20 protein-coding genes, 1 tRNA gene and 1 pseudogene are annotated in these 16,315 nt (G+C 71.3%); 8 read left to right on the top strand and 14 right to left on the bottom strand.

Translation table 11 applies throughout. The features are described 5' to 3' along the window. A pseudogene (locus tag ACFQQI_RS02615) lies at nucleotides 1–414 on the top strand (hypothetical protein); the annotation flags it as partial. A 162-nt stretch (nucleotides 415–576) separates the two neighbouring features. Continuing rightward, a complete protein-coding gene (locus ACFQQI_RS02610; RefSeq protein ID WP_378557478.1) occupies nucleotides 577–1,869 on the top strand; it encodes a hypothetical protein in 1,293 nt (430 codons plus the stop codon). 20 nt (nucleotides 1,870–1,889) lie between these two features. On the opposite strand, the gene ACFQQI_RS02605 is transcribed toward ACFQQI_RS02610, so the two are convergent. From ACFQQI_RS02605 to ACFQQI_RS02580, 6 genes are all read right to left on the bottom strand, one after another. Beyond that, nucleotides 1,890–2,189 carry a GroES family chaperonin gene (locus ACFQQI_RS02605; RefSeq protein WP_378557498.1) on the bottom strand — a complete coding sequence of 100 codons (300 nt, stop codon included), beginning with the start codon at nucleotides 2,187–2,189 and terminating at the stop codon, nucleotides 1,890–1,892. Between the two features lie 40 nt (nucleotides 2,190–2,229). Then, complete coding sequence (locus tag ACFQQI_RS02600) at nucleotides 2,230–2,484, bottom strand: DUF3618 domain-containing protein (RefSeq protein WP_378557476.1); 255 nt, start codon at nucleotides 2,482–2,484, stop codon at nucleotides 2,230–2,232. Between the two features lie 69 nt (nucleotides 2,485–2,553). Next, the gene (locus tag ACFQQI_RS02595) at nucleotides 2,554–3,303 is read right to left on the bottom strand and encodes an energy-coupling factor ABC transporter ATP-binding protein (protein ID WP_378557474.1); all 750 of its coding nucleotides are present in this window, start codon (nucleotides 3,301–3,303) and stop codon (nucleotides 2,554–2,556) included. Continuing rightward, a complete protein-coding gene (gene cbiQ, locus ACFQQI_RS02590; protein ID WP_378557471.1) occupies nucleotides 3,300–3,968 on the bottom strand; it encodes a cobalt ECF transporter T component CbiQ in 669 nt (222 codons plus the stop codon). Before cbiQ ends, ACFQQI_RS02595 begins: the two co-directional genes overlap by 4 nt. A gap of 1 nt (nucleotide 3,969) precedes the next feature. Next, nucleotides 3,970–4,245, bottom strand: a complete 276-nt coding sequence (locus ACFQQI_RS02585) for a PDGLE domain-containing protein (protein ID WP_378557469.1) — start codon at nucleotides 4,243–4,245, stop codon at nucleotides 3,970–3,972. Continuing rightward, a complete protein-coding gene (locus ACFQQI_RS02580) occupies nucleotides 4,242–4,937 on the bottom strand; it encodes an energy-coupling factor ABC transporter permease (RefSeq protein ID WP_378557466.1) in 696 nt (231 codons plus the stop codon). Before ACFQQI_RS02580 ends, ACFQQI_RS02585 begins: the two co-directional genes overlap by 4 nt. An 82-nt stretch (nucleotides 4,938–5,019) precedes the next feature. Here ACFQQI_RS02580 and bcp point away from each other — a divergent pair, with 82 nt between their 5' ends. The 3 genes from bcp (at nucleotide 5,020) to ACFQQI_RS02565 (ending at nucleotide 6,589) form a co-directional block, all read left to right on the top strand. Continuing rightward, nucleotides 5,020–5,511, top strand: coding sequence for a thioredoxin-dependent thiol peroxidase (gene bcp, locus ACFQQI_RS02575; protein ID WP_378557463.1), 492 nt, complete (start codon nucleotides 5,020–5,022; stop codon nucleotides 5,509–5,511). Nucleotides 5,512–5,581: 70 nt separating this feature from the next. Then, nucleotides 5,582–5,663, top strand: a tRNA-Leu gene (locus ACFQQI_RS02570). A gap of 56 nt (nucleotides 5,664–5,719) precedes the next feature. Next, nucleotides 5,720–6,589, top strand: coding sequence for a bile acid:sodium symporter family protein (locus ACFQQI_RS02565; protein WP_378557460.1), 870 nt, complete (start codon nucleotides 5,720–5,722; stop codon nucleotides 6,587–6,589). Here the strand turns inward: ACFQQI_RS02565 and rdgB are convergent. The 5 genes from rdgB to ACFQQI_RS02540 form a co-directional block, all read right to left on the bottom strand. After that, entirely contained in the window at nucleotides 6,577–7,191 is a 615-nt protein-coding gene (gene rdgB, locus ACFQQI_RS02560; RefSeq protein WP_378557457.1) for an RdgB/HAM1 family non-canonical purine NTP pyrophosphatase, read from the bottom strand. The genes ACFQQI_RS02565 and rdgB overlap by 13 nt on opposite strands. Continuing rightward, entirely contained in the window at nucleotides 7,188–7,913 is a 726-nt protein-coding gene (rph, locus tag ACFQQI_RS02555; protein WP_378557453.1) for a ribonuclease PH, read from the bottom strand. The genes rdgB and rph overlap by 4 nt, the downstream gene beginning before the upstream one ends. 62 nt (nucleotides 7,914–7,975) lie before the next feature. Next, complete coding sequence (locus ACFQQI_RS02550; protein ID WP_378557450.1) at nucleotides 7,976–8,761, bottom strand: ABC transporter permease; 786 nt, start codon at nucleotides 8,759–8,761, stop codon at nucleotides 7,976–7,978. Nucleotide 8,762: 1 nt separating this feature from the next. Beyond that, nucleotides 8,763–9,569: an ABC transporter permease gene (locus ACFQQI_RS02545; RefSeq protein WP_378557447.1), complete on the bottom strand. Its 807-nt coding sequence runs from the start codon at nucleotides 9,567–9,569 to the stop codon at nucleotides 8,763–8,765. Further along, nucleotides 9,566–10,471, bottom strand: a complete 906-nt coding sequence (locus ACFQQI_RS02540; RefSeq protein WP_378557444.1) for an ABC transporter ATP-binding protein — start codon at nucleotides 10,469–10,471, stop codon at nucleotides 9,566–9,568. Before ACFQQI_RS02540 ends, ACFQQI_RS02545 begins: the two co-directional genes overlap by 4 nt. Nucleotides 10,472–10,601: 130 nt before the next feature. Between ACFQQI_RS02540 and ACFQQI_RS02535 the strand changes: the two genes are divergently transcribed. Both ACFQQI_RS02535 and ACFQQI_RS02530 read left to right on the top strand, forming a co-directional pair. Then, nucleotides 10,602–11,756 carry a sensor histidine kinase gene (locus ACFQQI_RS02535; RefSeq protein WP_378557441.1) on the top strand — a complete coding sequence of 385 codons (1,155 nt, stop codon included), beginning with the start codon at nucleotides 10,602–10,604 and terminating at the stop codon, nucleotides 11,754–11,756. Beyond that, nucleotides 11,735–12,430 (top strand): response regulator, encoded by a 696-nt coding sequence (locus tag ACFQQI_RS02530; protein WP_378557438.1) that lies wholly within the window; start codon nucleotides 11,735–11,737, stop codon nucleotides 12,428–12,430. Before ACFQQI_RS02535 ends, ACFQQI_RS02530 begins: the two co-directional genes overlap by 22 nt. 86 nt (nucleotides 12,431–12,516) lie before the next feature. Here ACFQQI_RS02530 and ACFQQI_RS02525 read toward each other — a convergent pair whose 3' ends face one another. After that, nucleotides 12,517–13,272: an MBL fold metallo-hydrolase gene (locus tag ACFQQI_RS02525; RefSeq protein ID WP_378557435.1), complete on the bottom strand. Its 756-nt coding sequence runs from the start codon at nucleotides 13,270–13,272 to the stop codon at nucleotides 12,517–12,519. Next, the gene (murI, locus tag ACFQQI_RS02520; RefSeq protein ID WP_378557432.1) at nucleotides 13,269–14,093 is read right to left on the bottom strand and encodes a glutamate racemase; all 825 of its coding nucleotides are present in this window, start codon (nucleotides 14,091–14,093) and stop codon (nucleotides 13,269–13,271) included. Before murI ends, ACFQQI_RS02525 begins: the two co-directional genes overlap by 4 nt. Nucleotides 14,094–14,193: 100 nt before the next feature. Here murI and ACFQQI_RS02515 point away from each other — a divergent pair, with 100 nt between their 5' ends. Further along, entirely contained in the window at nucleotides 14,194–15,222 is a 1,029-nt protein-coding gene (locus ACFQQI_RS02515) for an alkaline phosphatase family protein (protein ID WP_378557429.1), read from the top strand. A 3-nt stretch (nucleotides 15,223–15,225) separates the two neighbouring features. Here the strand turns inward: ACFQQI_RS02515 and ACFQQI_RS02510 are convergent, their stop codons facing one another. Beyond that, nucleotides 15,226–16,203 (bottom strand): ribose-phosphate diphosphokinase, encoded by a 978-nt coding sequence (locus ACFQQI_RS02510; protein ID WP_378557426.1) that lies wholly within the window; start codon nucleotides 16,201–16,203, stop codon nucleotides 15,226–15,228. Nucleotides 16,204–16,315: the final 112 nt, after the last annotated feature.

Raw genomic sequence — 16,315 nt, 5'->3', positions numbered from 1 at the left:
GACGCCGCGAAGGTGAACCCGTCGATCCCGTTCTGGGGCGGCCCGACCGGCATCGACACCGACGGCACCGCCGCCGGCGACCGGGTGTGGACCTACGGCAACTCCAGCCTGCGCTTCGGCATCGAGCAGCTCGCCCCGCACACCGGCATCAGCCTCGGCGACAACGCCGCCGACGGCGGCTGGTCGCACCCGCTCTACACCGTCACCCCGGGCGTCCCCGGCGACTCCGGGTCGGCGTTCGTCAGCGCCGACGGCAAGGCCGTCGGCGTCCTCTCCACCCTCGGCCTCGCCCCGCTGCCGGCGTCGAACAACATCGGCGACATCGGCAAGGAGCTGGCCTACGCCCAGCAGCACTCCGGCATCCGCGGCCTGCGGCTCGTGAAGGGCACCGAGCCGTTCGCTCCCCCGCTCTGATCCTGCGCAGAGGTGGCCCGGGCCACACGGGGAAGGGCCATTTCTCAAGGCTTCCGCAAGGTTCGTCCACCGGTCGTCAAAGGCTCTACTACATCCGGCTGTACCTGCCGATGGGCGTGTGAACCTTCTCCTGCACCGCCCTCGATCCCCGGAGCTTCCACCATGCGCACCCGGCTTGCCGCCACCGCCGCCACGGCCGTCCTCGTGCCGGCCGTCCTCGCCCTCGGGGCGACGCCGGCCGTCGCCGCCAACGGCAACAACGGCACGGTGAAGATCGCCGAGGCGGAGTCCGTCGGGACGCCGAGCAACGACCCGCACGTTCCGTGCTCGTTCGCGATCGAGTGGTACGGGTTCGACAAGGGTGCCGAGATCATCTCCGTGGTCACGTTCGAGAGCCACGCCCCCACCGCCGATGCGACCTTCACCGTCGACGGGAAGACCAGCGTCTTCGTCGGCGACGACGCCGCCGGCGGCGACAACGACCTCGACGGCCGGGAGATCTACACGCTCGACTTCGCGGGCGAGCCGCACGACGTGCAGGGCTTCCACGTCAAGGTCACCACGAACACGCCGGGCTCCCAGGGCGCCGACGAGAAGTCCAAGGTCTTCTGGATTCAGCCGTGCGGTGGCGCGACCGAGCCCACCGAGCCGAGCGAGCCCACCGAGCCGAGCGAGCCCACCGAGCCCACCGAGCCCGGCCTGCCGGTGACGACGGACCCGGACCACCCGACGGAGACGCTGGACCCGTGGACCTGGGACTGGCGGTACGCCGACCCGACCTGCGACGCGCTCACGGTCGACTACCCGGCGAACATCCCGTCGGGCCAGGCCAACGACGTCAACATCCGGTTCGAGACGAACCTGGGCGAGCAGACGCTCAACTTCCACGACAACGAGGGCACCTGGAGCGGCCGCACGGTCTTCACGTACGCCGCTCACGCCCAGTGGCAGGCCGGCGTGACGGCGTACCGCGTCGCGTGGGTGCAGGTCGGTGGCACCAACTACCACTGGCAGGGCAGCGTCGGCTGCGGTGACTGGGCGACCGCGATCGTGGCTCCGGCCGACACCGCGCCGGCTACTCCCGCGCCGGCCGGTAACGCGCCGAGCACGCCGACGGTGGCGACCGCGACGCCGGCAGCTCCCGTCGCCGCGCCGGCCGCGCCGCGGCCGTCGGTCGAGACTCCCCAGGTGACCGGCTTCCGGGCGGGCGCCCTCGCCGTCAAGCGCGGCGCCGCGCCGCAGGCCGACCGGGTCGCCGTCCTCGACACCAACGCCGCGACGCTCCAGGTGCAGCAGCTGAAGAAGCACTCCTGGCGGACCACGCGCACCGTCCCGATCGCCGCCGACGGCCAGGCGCTGGTCACGTTCCCGAAGCTGTCGAAGCGCGGCACCTACACGTTCCGCGTCGTCGTCGACGGCGTCGCCAGCAAGACGCTGCGGATCAAGGTCCGCTGACCGGAGCCGGACCCGGGCTCCTACAGGTAGAGGCCCGTGGCTTCGTCGCCGACCCGCTCGGCGGCGACGGCGTGCACGTCACGCTCACGCATCACGACGTACAGCTCGCCGTGCACCTCGACCTCGGCCTTGTCGTCGGCGTCGAAGAGCACCCGGTCGCCGACCTGGACGGCTCGGGCGTGCGGTCCGACGGCGACGACTTTCGACCACGCGAGCCGGCGGGCGCCCATGGCGGCCGTGGCGGGGATGACGATGCCGCCGGAGGAGCGGCGCTCCCCGGACTCCTTGTCGAGCTCGACGAGGACCCGGTCATGGAGCATCTTGATCGGGGTCTTGCTGGTCACGGGCTCGTTCACGGGGTCAGTTGACGACCTTCCGGATCACGACGAACAGCGCGACGACACCGACCACGCCGCCCGCGACCTTGAGGATGTTGTCGGTGCGCGGCTGGCCGGTCTGCGAGTCGACGAAGTGCGCCTTGATGCTGCTGACCTCGCGGCTGACGATCGTCTTCGGGTGCGCCCGGTAGAGGAGCTGGTCGATCGTCGTCGCCAGACGCTCCCTGGTCTGCTCGATCTCCTGCTCGAGCGCGGACAGCTGCTGGTCCTGGCCCACCTGGTCTCCTCAAGTCCGTGACGGCGGCGTGCGTCGCCTGGAAACGCTACCAATCAGCCGGTACCTGCTCTACGGGCGGGGCATCGCGGTGCGCGGGTCGAACCCGAACGGCAGCTCGAGGCGGTGCGCCCGCATCAGCGCGTCGTCGGTGAGCACGTCGTACGTCCCGCCGTCGGCCACGACGATGCCGTCGCTCAGGACGACCGAGCGCGGGCACAGCTCGAGGGCGTACGGCAGGTCGTGGGTGACCATCAGCACGGTCACGTCGAGCGAGCGCAGGATGTCGGCCAGCTCGCGGCGCGAGGCCGGGTCGAGGTTCGACGACGGCTCGTCGAGCACGAGGATCTCCGGCTCCATCGCGAGCACGGTCGCGACCGCGACCCGGCGCCGCTGGCCGAAGGAGAGGTGGTGCGGCGGGCGGTCGACGTACTCCTCCATGCCGACCTGCTCGAGCGCGTGCATCACCCGGCGGTCGAGCTCGGCGCCGGTGACGCCGAGGTTGGCCGGCCCGAAGGCGACGTCGGCGCGGACGGTGCCCATGAAGAGCTGGTCGTCGGGGTCCTGGAAGACGATGCCGACCCGGCGCCGGATCTCGGCGAGGTTCGCCTTCTCGACGGGGAGGCCGCTGACCGCCACGGTGCCCGCACCGGCGGCGAGGATGCCGTTGAGGTGGAGCACGAGCGTCGTCTTGCCCGCGCCGTTGGGCCCGAGGAGCGCGACCCGCTCGCCGCGGTGGACGTGCAGATCGACGCCGAAGAGCGCCTGATGACCGTCGGGGTAGGCGTAGGCCAGGCCGCGGACGTCGAGGACGGGTGTCATCGCGGCATCCTGCCCGTGTAGCCGCGCGACAGCATCGCCAGGTGCACCCGCTCGCCACGCTCGTAGGAGCGGATGAAGAGCGCACCGGCGGAGCGGGCGAGCACCGGCCAGTGCCGCGGGTTGCGCGCGGAGAAGCCGCGCGACTCCCGGGCGATCCTCATCCGCTGCATCTCGCCGGTGACGACGTCGAGGTAGCGGACCATGAACGCCATGATCTGCACGAGCTGCTGCGGCAGCCGGAGCCGCTCGAGCCCGACCAGCAGGTCGTGCGGCTCCGTCGTCGCCGCGAGGGTGAGGCTGGCGAGCACGCCGAGGGTGCCCTTCACCAGCAGGGCGATGCCGGCCTCGAGCCCGGACTGGCTGACGCTGACGCCGAGCACCTCGGTCTGCGGCCCGGTGGCGACGAAGGGCAGCAGCACGGCGAAGACCACGAACGGCACCTCGACGACGGTGCGTTTGAGGAGGTACGTCGGGGGCACGCGCGAGACGCCGACGACCGTCGCGATCGCGAGGAAGTAGACGCCGAAGGCCGGGTACCAGTCGCGCGGCGTCGCCACGACGACGACCATGAACCCCAGCAGCGCCAGCAGCTTCAGGTGGGCCGGTGCGCGGTGGACCGGCGAGTGGCCGTGGAAGTGCAGCTTGTGACCGTGCCCGGCGCCCACCTCAGGACTGCTCGTCCCGCGGGTGCCGCCGCCGGACGGCGTACGTGACCCCGCCGGCCAGGCCCAGCACGACGAGGACGCCGACGACGCCGGTGGCGCTGCCGTAGTCACCGATGAGACTGTCGCGGCCGCGCTCGGTGTGGGCGAAGCCCTGGTCCTCGGAGACCTTCGTGAGTCCGTCGGGGTCGCTGTCGGCGAACCGGCTCACCACGCCCGCCAGGACCAGTGCGACGACGGCGACGCCGAGGACGACCCACTTGGTCGAGACGCCCTTCATGCCGCGAGTCCGGTCGTGGTGCGGATCTCGAGCTCGCGGCGCTCCAGGATCGGGCGCGCGCCGTACACGAGATCGGGGCGCACGGCGAGGATGGCGCCGACGGCGAGGCCGGTGATCACGCCCTCGCCGATGCCGATCAGCGTGTGCACGCCGAACATGGCGGTGAGCAGCGTGTCGAGCGGGATGTCCGCGGTGCCGCCGGCCGCGTAGAGCAGCACGAACACCGTGGCGGCCACGGGCACCGACACGAACGCCGCGACGCCGGCCAGGCCGGGCACCAGCGAGAGGCGCTTGGGCAGCACGGCCTGGAGGAGCCGGAAGACGCCCCACCCGACGAGCACGGTCGAGACCGCCATCAGCACGATGTTGGTGCCGAGAGCGGTGATGCCGCCGTCGGCGAACAGCAGCGACTGCACCAGCAGCACGACGCTGACGCAGAGGATGCCGGTCCACGGTCCGACCAGGATCGCCGCCAGCGCGCCGCCCATCAGGTGACCGCTGGTCCCGGCGCCCACCGGGAAGTTCAGCATCTGCACCGCGAAGACGAACGCCGCGACCAGGCCGGCCATCGGCGCGGTCCGGTCGTCCAGCTCGGAGCGGGCCTTGACCAGCGCGACGCCGACGACCGCGATGGCGACCGCCCCCGTCGCGGCCGAGGTGGGTGCGTCGAGGAAGCCGTCGGGGACGTGCATGCATGCTCCTGTCGCCGGATAGGTTGGACCCGTCTGCCGCCCAGCGTACGTTATTGCACATCGTTTGCGACAAGGAGTTCTCGTGAGCCAGCGCCTCTCCCCCGGTGACACCGCCCCCGAGTTCACGCTCACCGACGACACCGGCCGGGAGGTCGGGCTGTCCGAGTTCCTCGGGCGGAAGGTGATCGTCTACTTCTACCCGGCCGCGATGACGCCGGGCTGCACCAAGCAGGCCTGCGACTTCACCGACACGCTCGACTCCTTCAAGGCCGAGGGCTACGAGGTCATCGGCATCTCGCCGGACAAGCCGGAGAAGCTCGCGAAGTTCCGCGCCCGCGACGGCCTGACCATCACGCTGCTCTCCGACCCGGACAAGACGGTGCTCACGGAGTACGGCGCGTACGGCGAGAAGAAGCTCTACGGCAAGATCGTCGAGGGCGTGATCCGCTCGACCGTCGTCGTCGACGAGGACGGCAAGGTCTTCCTCGCCCAGTACAACGTCAAGGCCACCGGCCACGTCGCCAAGCTCCGCAAGGACCTGAAGCTCAACCTGGCCGACGAGGAGCCGCGCTGAGAAGCGTGTGAGGAACGTCGGCCGGCCGACGAATCTCCCCGGCCCGTCCGATCCCTAGACTGACCCCGCAGCCGAAGTGGTGGAACAGGCAGACACGCGGGTTTTAGGTACCCGTGCCTTCGGGCGTGGGGGTTCAAGTCCCCCCTTCGGCACCGTGGTTTCCGCGCGTTCTGTCCCACTGTGTGACCGCGATCACTAGAGTCCGCGCATGGACTCCGCCCTCACGACGATCGGGCTGCCGCTGGCGCTCGGCATCATCATGTTCGGCCTCGGGCTCTCGCTCACCCCCGACGACTTCCGCCGGGTCGCCCGCAGCCCGAAGCCCGTGGTGATCGCGCTCGGCTGCCAGCTGCTGCTCCTGCCGGCGGTGTGCTTCGGCCTGGTCAAGCTGCTCGACCTGCCGCCGCTGCTGGCCGTCGGCATGATGCTGCTGGCCGCGTCGCCGGGCGGCACCAGCGCGAACCTGTTCAGCCACCTCTTCCGCGGCGACGTGGCCCTCAACGTCAGCCTCACGGCGGTCAACTCCGTCATCGCGATCGTCTCGCTGCCGCTGATCACCAACTTCGCGATCAACCACTACGACCTCGACGACTCCGTCAGCCTCCAGTTCGGCAAGGTCGTCGAGGTCTTCGCGGTCGTGCTGGTGCCGGTCGCGATCGGCATGCTCGTGCGGGCCCGCTCCGCCGCGTTCGCCGAGCGGATGGACCGCCCGGTGCGCATCGGCTCCGCGGCGATCCTCGCGATCCTCGTGCTCGGCATCCTGATCGACCAGGCCGAGAACGTCGGTGACTACCTCGCCGACGTCGGCGTCGCCGCCGCGCTGTTCTGCGCGATCTCGCTGGTGGTGGGGTACGTCGTGCCGCGCGCGCTGGGGGTCCGCGAGGAGCAGGCGATCGCGTCGTCGATGGAGATCGGCGTGCACAACGGCACGCTCGCGATCTACGTCGCCGTCGAGGTGCTGGACAACACCGAGATCTCGGTGCCTGCGGCGGTCTACTCGATCTTCATGTTCGCGTTCGCGACCATCTGGGGCTACCTGATCAGCCGGCGCGTGGCGCGGGAGCGTCAGCCGGTCTGACCCGCGCCCAGGATCCGTGCGACGATCGGGGCCATCCGCCGCAGCGCCCAGCCGCGGTGGGAGATCGCGTCCTTGTCCTCGCGCGCGAGCTCGGCAGTGGTGACTCCCCGGCGGTCGTCGGCCTCGAACAGCACGTCGTAGCCGAAGCCGCCGGTGCCGCGGCACTCGCGGATCACCCGACCGGGCATCACGCCGGAGGCGCACTCCTCGCCACCGTCGTGCACGAAGGCGACCGCACACATGAAGTGGGCGCAGCGCCGCTCGTCGGGCACGTCGGCGAGCTGGGCGAGCAGCAGCGCGTTGTTGCGGTCATCACTCTTGGGTGGGCCCGACCAGCGCGCCGAGAGCACGCCCGGCATGCCGTTGAGCGCGTCGACGCAGAGCCCGCTGTCGTCGGCGAGCGACGGCAGTCCGGTGGCGGCGAACCCGGCCCGCGCCTTGAGCAGCGCGTTGCCCTCGAACGTCGCCTGGTCCTCGACCGGCTCCTCGTAGCCCTCGACCTCGTCGATGCCGAGCACGTCGACGTCGGGGAGGTGGTCGCGGAGGATCCGCTCCATCTCCTCGATCTTCTTGCGGTTGCGCGAGGCGAGGAAGACCTTCACTGTGCGAGCGCCTCCTGCTGGATCCGGGTGAGGTCGGCGCACCCCTTCGCGGCGAGCGCGAGCAGCGCGTCGAGCTCGGAGCGGTCGAACGCCGCTCCCTCCGCGGTGCCCTGGACCTCGACGAACTTGCCGTCGCCGGTCATCACGACGTTCATGTCGGTCTCGGCGCGGACGTCCTCGACGTACGGCAGGTCCAGCCGCGGCGCCCCGTCGATGATGCCGACGCTGACGGCCGCGACCGAGCCGGTGAGCGGTTCGCCGGTCAGCGCGCCGGTCGAGCGCAGGTGCGCGACGGCGTCGGCGAGCGCGACGTACGCACCGGTGATCGAGGCGGTGCGGGTGCCTCCGTCGGCCTGGAGCACGTCGCAGTCGAGCTGGATGGTGTTCTCGCCCAGCGCCTTGTAGTCGATGATCGCGCGCAGGGAGCGGCCGATCAGCCGGCTGATCTCGTGGGTGCGGCCGCCGATCCGGCCCTTGACCGACTCGCGGTCGGAGCGGGTGTTGGTCGACGCCGGGAGCATGGCGTACTCCGCCGTCACCCATCCGAGCCCGGACCCCTTCCGCCACCGCGGGACGCCCTCCGAGGCCGAGGCGGCGCACAGCACCTTGGTCCGGCCGAACTCGACCAGCACCGAGCCGGCGGCGTGGTCGAGCCAGTTGCGGGTGATCGTGATCGGTCGCAGCTCGTCGTCGGCGCGGCCGTCCTCGCGGGGGTTCGTCATGCGTCGACCCTAGTGGCCGCCACGCCCGGCTCGTCCCGGCGGTCCGAGGTCAGCCGGGGTGGCTACTTCACCTCGGCGCGCAGCACCCGCCAGATCCCGAAGGCGAGCGGCAGGCCCAGCCAGACGAGCCCCGAGACGACCAGCTCGGCCCAGTCCCGCCCGGAGCTCGACCACTCCCAGATCGTCTCCTGGGCGGCCTGGAAGTCCAGCCACGGCCGGATGTCCCCGAACCACCCGACCAGCTGGGCGCCGAGCTCGAAGATCCCCGGGAGGACCCACTTGTAGACGAAGAAGACGACGATCGCCGCGGGCGTGTTGAGCAGCAGCGCCGCCAGTGCGAAGCCGCCGAGCATCGCGAGCACCTGGGTGATGAGGAACGCCCAGAAGTCGGGCCAGCCGAAGGTCCAGTCGGCCTGTCCCTCGATCGCGCCGTACAGCAGCGTGCACACGAGGCCGATGACGATCGAGACGGCGACGGTCGCCAGGGTCAGGACGACGCCGACCAGCGCCTTCGCGAGGATCACCAGCGGTCGGCGCGGCTCGAGCGCGAACGTCACCATCGCGGTGCGCTGCGACCACTCCGTGGTCAGCACCATGATGCCGAGCACCGGCAGGAGGAACGACGTGAGGAAGGCCGCGACGCCGATGAAGTCGCCGAACGAGGCGGCCTCGTCCTGGGTGGTGACCACGGCGAGCACGATGATCTCCGCAGCCAGCACGATCAGGCCGATCACGGCGAGCAGCCAGAATCCCGCGCGCGTGTCGTAGGACTTGCGCAGCTCCACTCGCACCAGGCGGAGGAACGGCGTGTGCGCGGTGCCCGTGATGTCGAGCGTCGCCGCGGTCATCTCACTTCACCTCCGCGCGCAGCACCCGGCGGAAGCCGATCGCCAGCGGGACCACCAGCCAGATGAAGCCCGACACCGCGAAGTAGGCCCAGTCCTTGCCGCTCATCATCGACCCGTCGAAGAGCGGCGCCTGGGCGAGCCCGAAGTCGATCCAGGGCCGGAGGTCCTCGAACCAGCCGATCAGCGAGGCGCCGATCTCGAAGATCCCGGGCAGCACGAAGGAGTAGACCATGTAGAGCACGATCGCCGCGGGCGAGTTCAGCAGCAGCGCGGCGAACGCGAAGCCCGTGAGCATGCCGATCTCCTGCAGGATCACGAAGTAGACGGTCTGCTCGGCGCCGAGGTCCCAGGCGCCGCCGAGGTCCGACATCGCGTTGAGCAGCAGGTTGCAGACCGCCGCGAGCACGAGGGCGATGGCCACGGCAGCCAGGCCCAGGAGCAGCCCCACGACCACCTTGGCGAGGACGATGCGGGTGCGGTGCGGCTCGAGCGAGAACGTCACCATCGCCGTCCGCTGGCTCCACTCGCTGGTGAGCAGCAGGATGCCGATCACCGGGAGCAGCAGCGCGATCGAGAAGTTCGTCGAGGTGAGGAAGTCGTTGTAGTTCACCGTGAGGTCCTGCACGACGACCACGGCGAGCTGGATGATCATGACGAGGGCGGTGAGGGCGGCGGTCGCCAGCAGCAGCCAGAAGCCGGCCCGGGTGTCCCACGTCTTGCGGAACTCGGTGCGGACCAGGCGCCCGAACGGCGTGCGCGGCGTGCCCGTGACGTCCATGGTGGGCGGCGCGGTCGTGGTGGTGCTCATGCCACGGTCTCCCGCTGGGCCTCGGCGGTGAGCTCGAGGAAGAGGTCCTCGAGGCCACCCTCGGCGGCGCGCAGGTCGGTGAGGACGACGCCCGCCTCGAGGGCGGTACGGCCGACCTCGACGGACTCGGCCTCGACGCGCAGGCCCTCACCCGCACTCGCGACGACGATCTGCTTCGCCTGGAGCGCGTGGGCCAGCGAGTCGTTGTCGAGGGCGGTGACGAAGGTGGTGGCGACGCCCTGCGCGGCTCCCGCGAGCAGCGTCTTCTTGTCGCCCTGGGCGACGATCCGGCCCTGGCCGATGAGGATCATCTCGTCCGCGATCTGCTCGACCTCGTGGAGCAGGTGGCTGGAGAGCAGGACGGTGCCGCCGCGCTCGGCGTACCCCTTGAGGAGGCCGCGCATCCACCGGATGCCGGCGGGGTCGAGGCCGTTGGCGGGCTCGTCGAGGATGAGCACCGACGGGTCGCCGAGCAGCGCGTGGGCGATGCCGAGGCGCTGCTTCATGCCGAGCGAGTAGTTGCGCAGACGGCGCTTCGCCTCGGACTTCGTCAGCGAGACCAGCTCGAGCATCTCGTCGACCCGGGTGCGCGGCAGGCCCATCGACATCGCACCGAGCTCGAGGATCTCGCGGCCGGTGCGGCCGCCGTGCTGCGCGGACGCGTCGAGGAGCACGCCGACGTGGCGGCCCGGGTTCGGGATGTCCTGGTAGCGGTGTCCGCCGATCGTCACGTGGCCCGCGGTCGGGGGCGTGAGCCCGACCATGACGCGCATCGTGGTGGTCTTGCCGGCACCGTTGGGACCGAGGAAGCCGGTCACCCGCCCGGGCTGGCAGACGAAGCTGACGTTGTCGACCGCCGTGAAGCTGCCGTACTTCCGCGTGAGTCCTTCGACCGTGATCATGCGCCCAGACTGCCGCACGCGGGCCGCCCTGCACATCGTCCGTGCGGCGGGTCGGCGATGACGAAAGTAGGGGGTTGCCGCCAACCCGGGGCCGGTCCGCACCACTACCGCGGACGCCTAGCCTTGCGGGGTGGACCGGCCGACCCCCGAGGAGTACCAGCCGCCGCTGCGGCTGTGGAGCCACGTCTGGCGCGTGCTGCTCATGCTCGTCGCGAGCGCCGTGGTATTCGGCACGGCCGTCGAAGCCGAGCTCGACATCGCCGAGTGGTGGTTCTTCGTCGACATCGCCCTCGGCGCCGTGGCGTACGCCCTGGTGTTCTTCCGGCGCCGACACCCGCTCACGATCGCGATCGTGACGGCACTCCTGGGCGCGGTCTCCGGAGTCGCGGCAGGCCCCGCCATGCTGGCCGCCGTGTCTCTGGCGACGCGACGCCGCTGGCGCGAGATCGCGCTCGTCGGCAGCCTGAACTTCGCGTCGGCGCAGTTCTACAGCACGGTGACCGCCACCTCGTCCGACCCCCTCTGGCTGCTGCTGGTGGCCAACGCCGTCGCGACCGGCGCGATGCTCGGCTGGGGCATGTACATCGGGTCGCGCCGCGAGCTGATCTGGACGCTGCGCAACCGGGCGCAGCGCGCCGAGGAGGAGCAGGAGCTGCGGGTCAGCCAGGCGCGCAACAACGAGAAGGCTCGGATCGCCCGCGAGATGCACGACGTGCTGGCCCACCGGATCTCGCAGATCTCCATGCACGCAGGCGCTCTCGCCTACCGCGAGGACCTCAGCGCCGACGAGATGCGGGCCAACGCATCGGAGATCCGCGACCGCGCCCACGAGGCACTGACCGACCTCCGCGACGTCCTCGGCGTCCTCCGCGACGACAGCGGCGAGCGACGCAGCGCCCCGCAGCCGACGTACGCCGACCTCGCCTGCCTGGTCGCCGAGGCCCGGGAGGCCGGCATGCGGATCGAGCTGGAGGACCTGGTCGAACCGCGCACGATGCCCGACGCGGCGGGCCGCACGGTCTACCGGATCATCCAGGAGGGCATGACCAACGCCCGCAAGCACGCGCCCGGCGCGCTGCTGACCATTCGCATCACCGGGTCGCCCGAGCACGGGATCGACGTGCTGCTGCGCAACCCGCTGGGGTTCGGACCCACCCACACCCCCGGCGCGGGTCTCGGGCTGATCGGGCTGACCGAGCGCGCCGAGCTGCGGGGCGGCCGGCTCGCGGCCGGACGGGACGGCTCGACGTTCGTGCTGCACGGATGGATACCGTGGGGCACGTGACGGGCACGACGAGAGTCCTCGTTGTCGACGACGACCCGCTGGTGCGCTCGGCGCTCGGCCTGATGCTGGGCGGCCAGAGCGACCTCGAGGTCGTCGGCGAGGCGGCCGACGGCAACGAGGGCCTGCGCCTCGCCCGGGACCTCAAGCCGGACATCGTGCTCATGGACATCCGGATGCCGCGCCTCGACGGCCTCGCAGCGACCCGCGAGCTGCACACCCGCCCGGACCCGCCGCGGGTCATCGTGCTCACGACGTTCGACGCCGACGAGCACGTCGTGGAGGCACTGGCGGCCGGCGCCGACGGCTTCCTCCTCAAGGACACCCCACCGCCGGAGATCGTCGCGGCGATCCGCAAGGTCGTCGGCGACGAGCCGATGCTGTCGCCGTCCGCCACGCGCACGCTGATCCGCCGGCTGCGCGACGAGCCCGACGAGACCGCGAACGCCGCGGCCGCCCGGGCCGCCGACGCCGAGGCCCGGCTGGCCCTGCTCACCGATCGGGAGCGCGACGTCGCCCTCGCCGTCGGCAAGGGGCTCAGCAACGCCGAGATCGCCAACACCCTGCACCTCTCCGTCCCGACGGTGAAGGCGCACGTGTCACGGGTGTTCGACAAGCTCCAGGTGACCAACCGCGTCCAGATCGCCATCTGTGTCCACGACGCGGGACTGAGCTAGCGAAGTCCCGCACACGTCGTGGAGGTTGAGGGGCCGGCGCGCACCGGAGCGAAGCGACGGGACGCGCGGCGCGTCTCGAAATCCATTCAGAGGTCGTACACGGCTCCTGGCACCGCGAGTTCCAGCGGCCCGTCGTACGTCGTGCGCGCCTCGGTCAGCGCGTCCTGCGGGTCGTACCACGGGGGGACGTGCGTGAGCACGAGCAGCTTCGCGCCGGCGCGCGTGGCCGCGGCGCCGCCGTCGGCGCCGGTGAGGTGCAGGTCGGGCGGGACGATCTCGCCGGTGCGGAACGACGCCTCGGCCAGGAACAGGTCGACGTCGCGGGCCAGGTCATCGAGCGCCGGGGTCGGACCGCTGTCACCCGTGTAGGCGAGCGTGCCCCCGCCGGCCGTGACCCGCAGCCCGTAGGCCAGCACCGGGTGGGCCACCGGCACCGGCGTGATCTCGAACGGCCCGATCTGCACCGGGCCGTCCCAGGTGCAGAAGTCGAACTCCGCGGTCATGCCGGGCTCGGGCGGGAGGTCGTAGGCCCGGGCCATTCGCTCCGCGGTGCCCGCCGGTCCCCAGACCGGGATCCGCGGCTGGGCGCCGGTCGGGTGGTACTTGCGCATCACGTAGTAGCCGCACAGGTCGAGGCAGTGGTCGGCGTGCAGGTGGCTGAGCAGCACCGCGTCGATCGCGAGCGGGTCGACGTACTTGTGCAGCGCCCCGAGCGCGCCGTTGCCGAGGTCGAGCAGCACCCGCCACGTCCGGCCCTCGTGCTCCTGCTCGAGCAGGTAGCAGCTCGCGGGCGAGTCCGGGCCGGGGTAGGAGCCGGAGCAGCCGACGATCGTCAGCCTCATATGCGGCCTCCGGCGAACTGGGAGGCCGTGACCATCTCTGGTCCGAGGAAGCGGTGGCCGATCGACTCGAACTCCGCCGGCGAGCCGGTGGTGAGGAACGTGTAGGTCGGGTCGCCGCCGGGACGCATCAGGTCGGTGGCGACCAGCATCTTGTAGACGTCCTTTGCGCACTCCTCGGCGCTGCTCACGAGCGTCACGTTGTCCCCCATGACGTAGGAGATGACGCCGGTGAGCAACGGGTAGTGGGTGCAGCCGAGGATCACCGTGTCGACGCCGGCCGAGGTCAGCGGGTCGAGGTACTCGTGCGCGACGCCGATCAGCTCCTCGCCGCCGGTGACCCCGGCCTCCACGAAGTCGACGAACCTCGGGCAGGGGCGGGTGAAGAGCTCGACGTGCGGCGCGGCGGCGAAGGCGTCGTCGTACGCCATCGACTCGGCCGTGGCGCGGGTGCAGATGACGCCGATGCGACCGGTGCGGCTGGCGGCGACCGCGCGCCGGGTGGCGGGCAGGATCACCTCGACCACGGGTACGTCGTACCGCTCGCGTGCGTCGCGGAGCATCGCCGCGCTGGCGGAGTTGCACGCGATGACCAGCGCCTTCACGCCGAGGGCGACCAGGTGGTCGAGGCACTCGAGGGCGTACTCGCGGACCTCGCCGATCGGCTTGGGGCCGTACGGCTGGCGCGCGGTGTCGCCGACGTAGACGATCGACTCGTGCGGTAGCTGGTCGATGACCGACCGCGCGACGGTGAGGCCACCGAAGCCGGAGTCGAAGATGCCGATGGAGGCGTCCCGGCGGTCGATGCTGGTCAGGTCGTGCACGGAGCAAGGCTAGAGTGTCCGACCCCCCAGCGCGGGCGCCACGCGACCGACGTCACGGGGAGACGCCGATCACGGGCGCCGACGGGGTAGCGTCACGGGCATGGCCCGCCGTCTCGTCCTGCTTCCTTCGTGCGCCATGGTGGCTGCGCTCCTCGCCCCCGGCTCCGCGACCCAGGCGGCGCCGGCCGAGCCACCGCTGACGCCGGCGCCACGGGTGCTCGCGATCTCGGTCGACGGGCTCAACCCGACCGCGATCAAGCGGCTCGGCGAGGCCGAGGCGCCCACGTTCCACCGGCTCCTGGCCGAGGGGGCCGGCACGCTCAACGCCCGCACGGAGTACGAGCAGAACGTCACGCTGCCCAACCACACATCGATGATGACCGGCCGCCGGATCGACCGAAGCCTCGGCGGACACGGCGTCGTCTGGGACGACGACCGGCCGTTCATGACCGTGCAGAAGGGCGCCGGCCACGCAGTCGCGTCCGTGTTCAGCGTCGTGGACCAGGCCGGCGGGGAGAGCGCGCTCTTCAGCACGAAGGAGAAGTTCCAGCTCTACGAGCGGTCCTGGTCGGCGGGCATCGACCGCGCCGAGTTCGACGTGCAGCAGCGCCGCCTGGTGCGTACGGCGGTCGCGGACGTGGTCGAGAACGACCGGCCGTTCACGTTCCTCCACCTGTCGCTGCCCGACCGGGCCGGACACGCGTACGGCGGCCTGTCGCCGCAGTACCTGTCGGCGGTGCGCAAGACCGACCGCCAGCTCGGCACCGTGCTCGACACCATCGAGGCCAACCCGAGCCTGTCCGAGCACGTCACAGTGGTCCTCACCGCCGACCACGGCTTCCTGCCGGGCAAGAAGACCCACACGCCGCGGGTGCTCGCGGACTTCCGGATCCCGTTCCTCGTCTGGGGCTCCGACGTCCAGCACGGTGACCTCTACGCGCTCAACCCCGACTACCGCAACCCGCGCAAGACGCACCCGACGTACGCCCCGGCGCGGCAGCCGGTGCGCAACGGCGACCTGGGCAACCTCGCGCTCGACCTGCTCGGCCTCGGCCCGATCCCGGGCAGCGAGCTGAACGCCGACCAGGACCTCGACGTCGCCAACCGGGCCGCCGAGCCGATCGGCTAGGGCCTAGTCGAACAGCCGCGGCTGGGGTGGCCCGAGGGAGGGGTCGACGCCGTCGAAGAGGCTGCTGACGGACTCGCCTGCGTGCACGCGCTCGATCGCCTCGGCGAACAGCCCCGCGACCGACCGGACCTGGAGGCCGGGCCAGTTCGACGGCGGCGGGACCGAGTCGGTGCTGACCACCTCGGTGACCATCGGGTGGTCCCGCAGCCGCTCGACGGCCTTGCCGACGAAGACGCCGTGCGTGCACGCCACCGAGGCGCCCGTGCAGCCCTGCTCCCGGAGCCGGTCGAGCAGCTCCACGATCGACCCACCGGTCGCGATCTCGTCGTCGAGGACGATCGCGCGGCGGCCGGCCACGTCGCCCACGATCGTGTCGATGACGACCTGGTCGTCGGCGAGCCGCTTCTTGCTGCCGGCCGCGACCGGTACGCCGAGCAGCCGCGCGAACTGGCTCGCGGTCTTGGCGTTGCCGAAGTCCGGCGACACGACCACGGCGTCGGACAGGTCCTGGCCCTGGAAGTGGTCGGCGAGGATCCCGAGCGCGGTGAGCTGGTCGACGGGCACCGAGAAGAACCCGTGCACCTGCGGGGCGTGCAGCGTCATCGTGAGGACCCGGTGCACGCCCGCGGCCGAGAGCAGGTCGGCCACCAGCCGGCCACCGAGCGAGATGCGCGACGCGTCCTTCTTGTCCGACCGCGCGTAGGAGTAGTACGGGATCACGGCCGTGATCTGGGCCGCGGAGGCCCCGCGCGCCGCGTCGATCATCAGCAGCAGCTCCATCAGGTGCTCCTGCGTCGGCGGCGTCAAGGGCTGGACGATGTAGACGTCCCGCTGGCGGCAGTTGGCCTGCAGCTGGGCCTGGAGGCAGTCGTTGCTGAACCGGGTCATCTCGACCGACGACAGCTCGACCCCGAGGGCGTCGCTGATCGCCGAGGCGAGGGGTCGGTGGGCGCTGCCGCTGAAGACGACGATCTCGCGCAAGGGGTGCTCCCTCGAGGGGTCCGGGCCGGATGGGGGCACCGTAGCGGGAACGCCCCACATACGTCACTGGGTCTCGACACGCTCCGTCGCGACCTCGTTCCTCGGTCGCGGT

Source organism: Nocardioides sp. GCM10030259 (assembly GCF_042666375.1).
GTDB lineage: Bacteria > Actinomycetota > Actinomycetes > Propionibacteriales > Nocardioidaceae > Nocardioides.
Note: the sequence above shows the minus strand (reverse complement) of the source record. Positions and strands in the feature narration are given on the sequence as shown.

What these genes read in the sequence shown, in the direction of transcription:
- ACFQQI_RS02610 (WP_378557478.1), top strand. Translation starts at nt 577, where the DNA reads ATGCGCACCCGGCTTGCCGCCACCGCCGCCACGGCCGTCCTCGTGCCG.
- ACFQQI_RS02605 (WP_378557498.1), bottom strand. Translation starts at nt 2,189, where the DNA reads ATGCTCCATGACCGGGTCCTCGTCGAGCTCGACAAGGAGTCCGGGGAG.
- ACFQQI_RS02595 (WP_378557474.1), bottom strand. Translation starts at nt 3,303, where the DNA reads ATGACACCCGTCCTCGACGTCCGCGGCCTGGCCTACGCCTACCCCGAC.
- ACFQQI_RS02585 (WP_378557469.1), bottom strand. Translation starts at nt 4,245, where the DNA reads ATGAAGGGCGTCTCGACCAAGTGGGTCGTCCTCGGCGTCGCCGTCGTC.
- ACFQQI_RS02580 (WP_378557466.1), bottom strand. Translation starts at nt 4,937, where the DNA reads ATGCACGTCCCCGACGGCTTCCTCGACGCACCCACCTCGGCCGCGACG.
- ACFQQI_RS02565 (WP_378557460.1), top strand. Translation starts at nt 5,720, where the DNA reads ATGGACTCCGCCCTCACGACGATCGGGCTGCCGCTGGCGCTCGGCATC.
- rph (WP_378557453.1), bottom strand. Translation starts at nt 7,913, where the DNA reads ATGACGAACCCCCGCGAGGACGGCCGCGCCGACGACGAGCTGCGACCG.
- ACFQQI_RS02550 (WP_378557450.1), bottom strand. Translation starts at nt 8,761, where the DNA reads ATGACCGCGGCGACGCTCGACATCACGGGCACCGCGCACACGCCGTTC.
- ACFQQI_RS02545 (WP_378557447.1), bottom strand. Translation starts at nt 9,569, where the DNA reads ATGAGCACCACCACGACCGCGCCGCCCACCATGGACGTCACGGGCACG.
- ACFQQI_RS02540 (WP_378557444.1), bottom strand. Translation starts at nt 10,471, where the DNA reads ATGATCACGGTCGAAGGACTCACGCGGAAGTACGGCAGCTTCACGGCG.
- ACFQQI_RS02530 (WP_378557438.1), top strand. Translation starts at nt 11,735, where the DNA reads ATGGATACCGTGGGGCACGTGACGGGCACGACGAGAGTCCTCGTTGTC.
- ACFQQI_RS02525 (WP_378557435.1), bottom strand. Translation starts at nt 13,272, where the DNA reads ATGAGGCTGACGATCGTCGGCTGCTCCGGCTCCTACCCCGGCCCGGAC.
- ACFQQI_RS02515 (WP_378557429.1), top strand. Translation starts at nt 14,194, where the DNA reads ATGGCCCGCCGTCTCGTCCTGCTTCCTTCGTGCGCCATGGTGGCTGCG.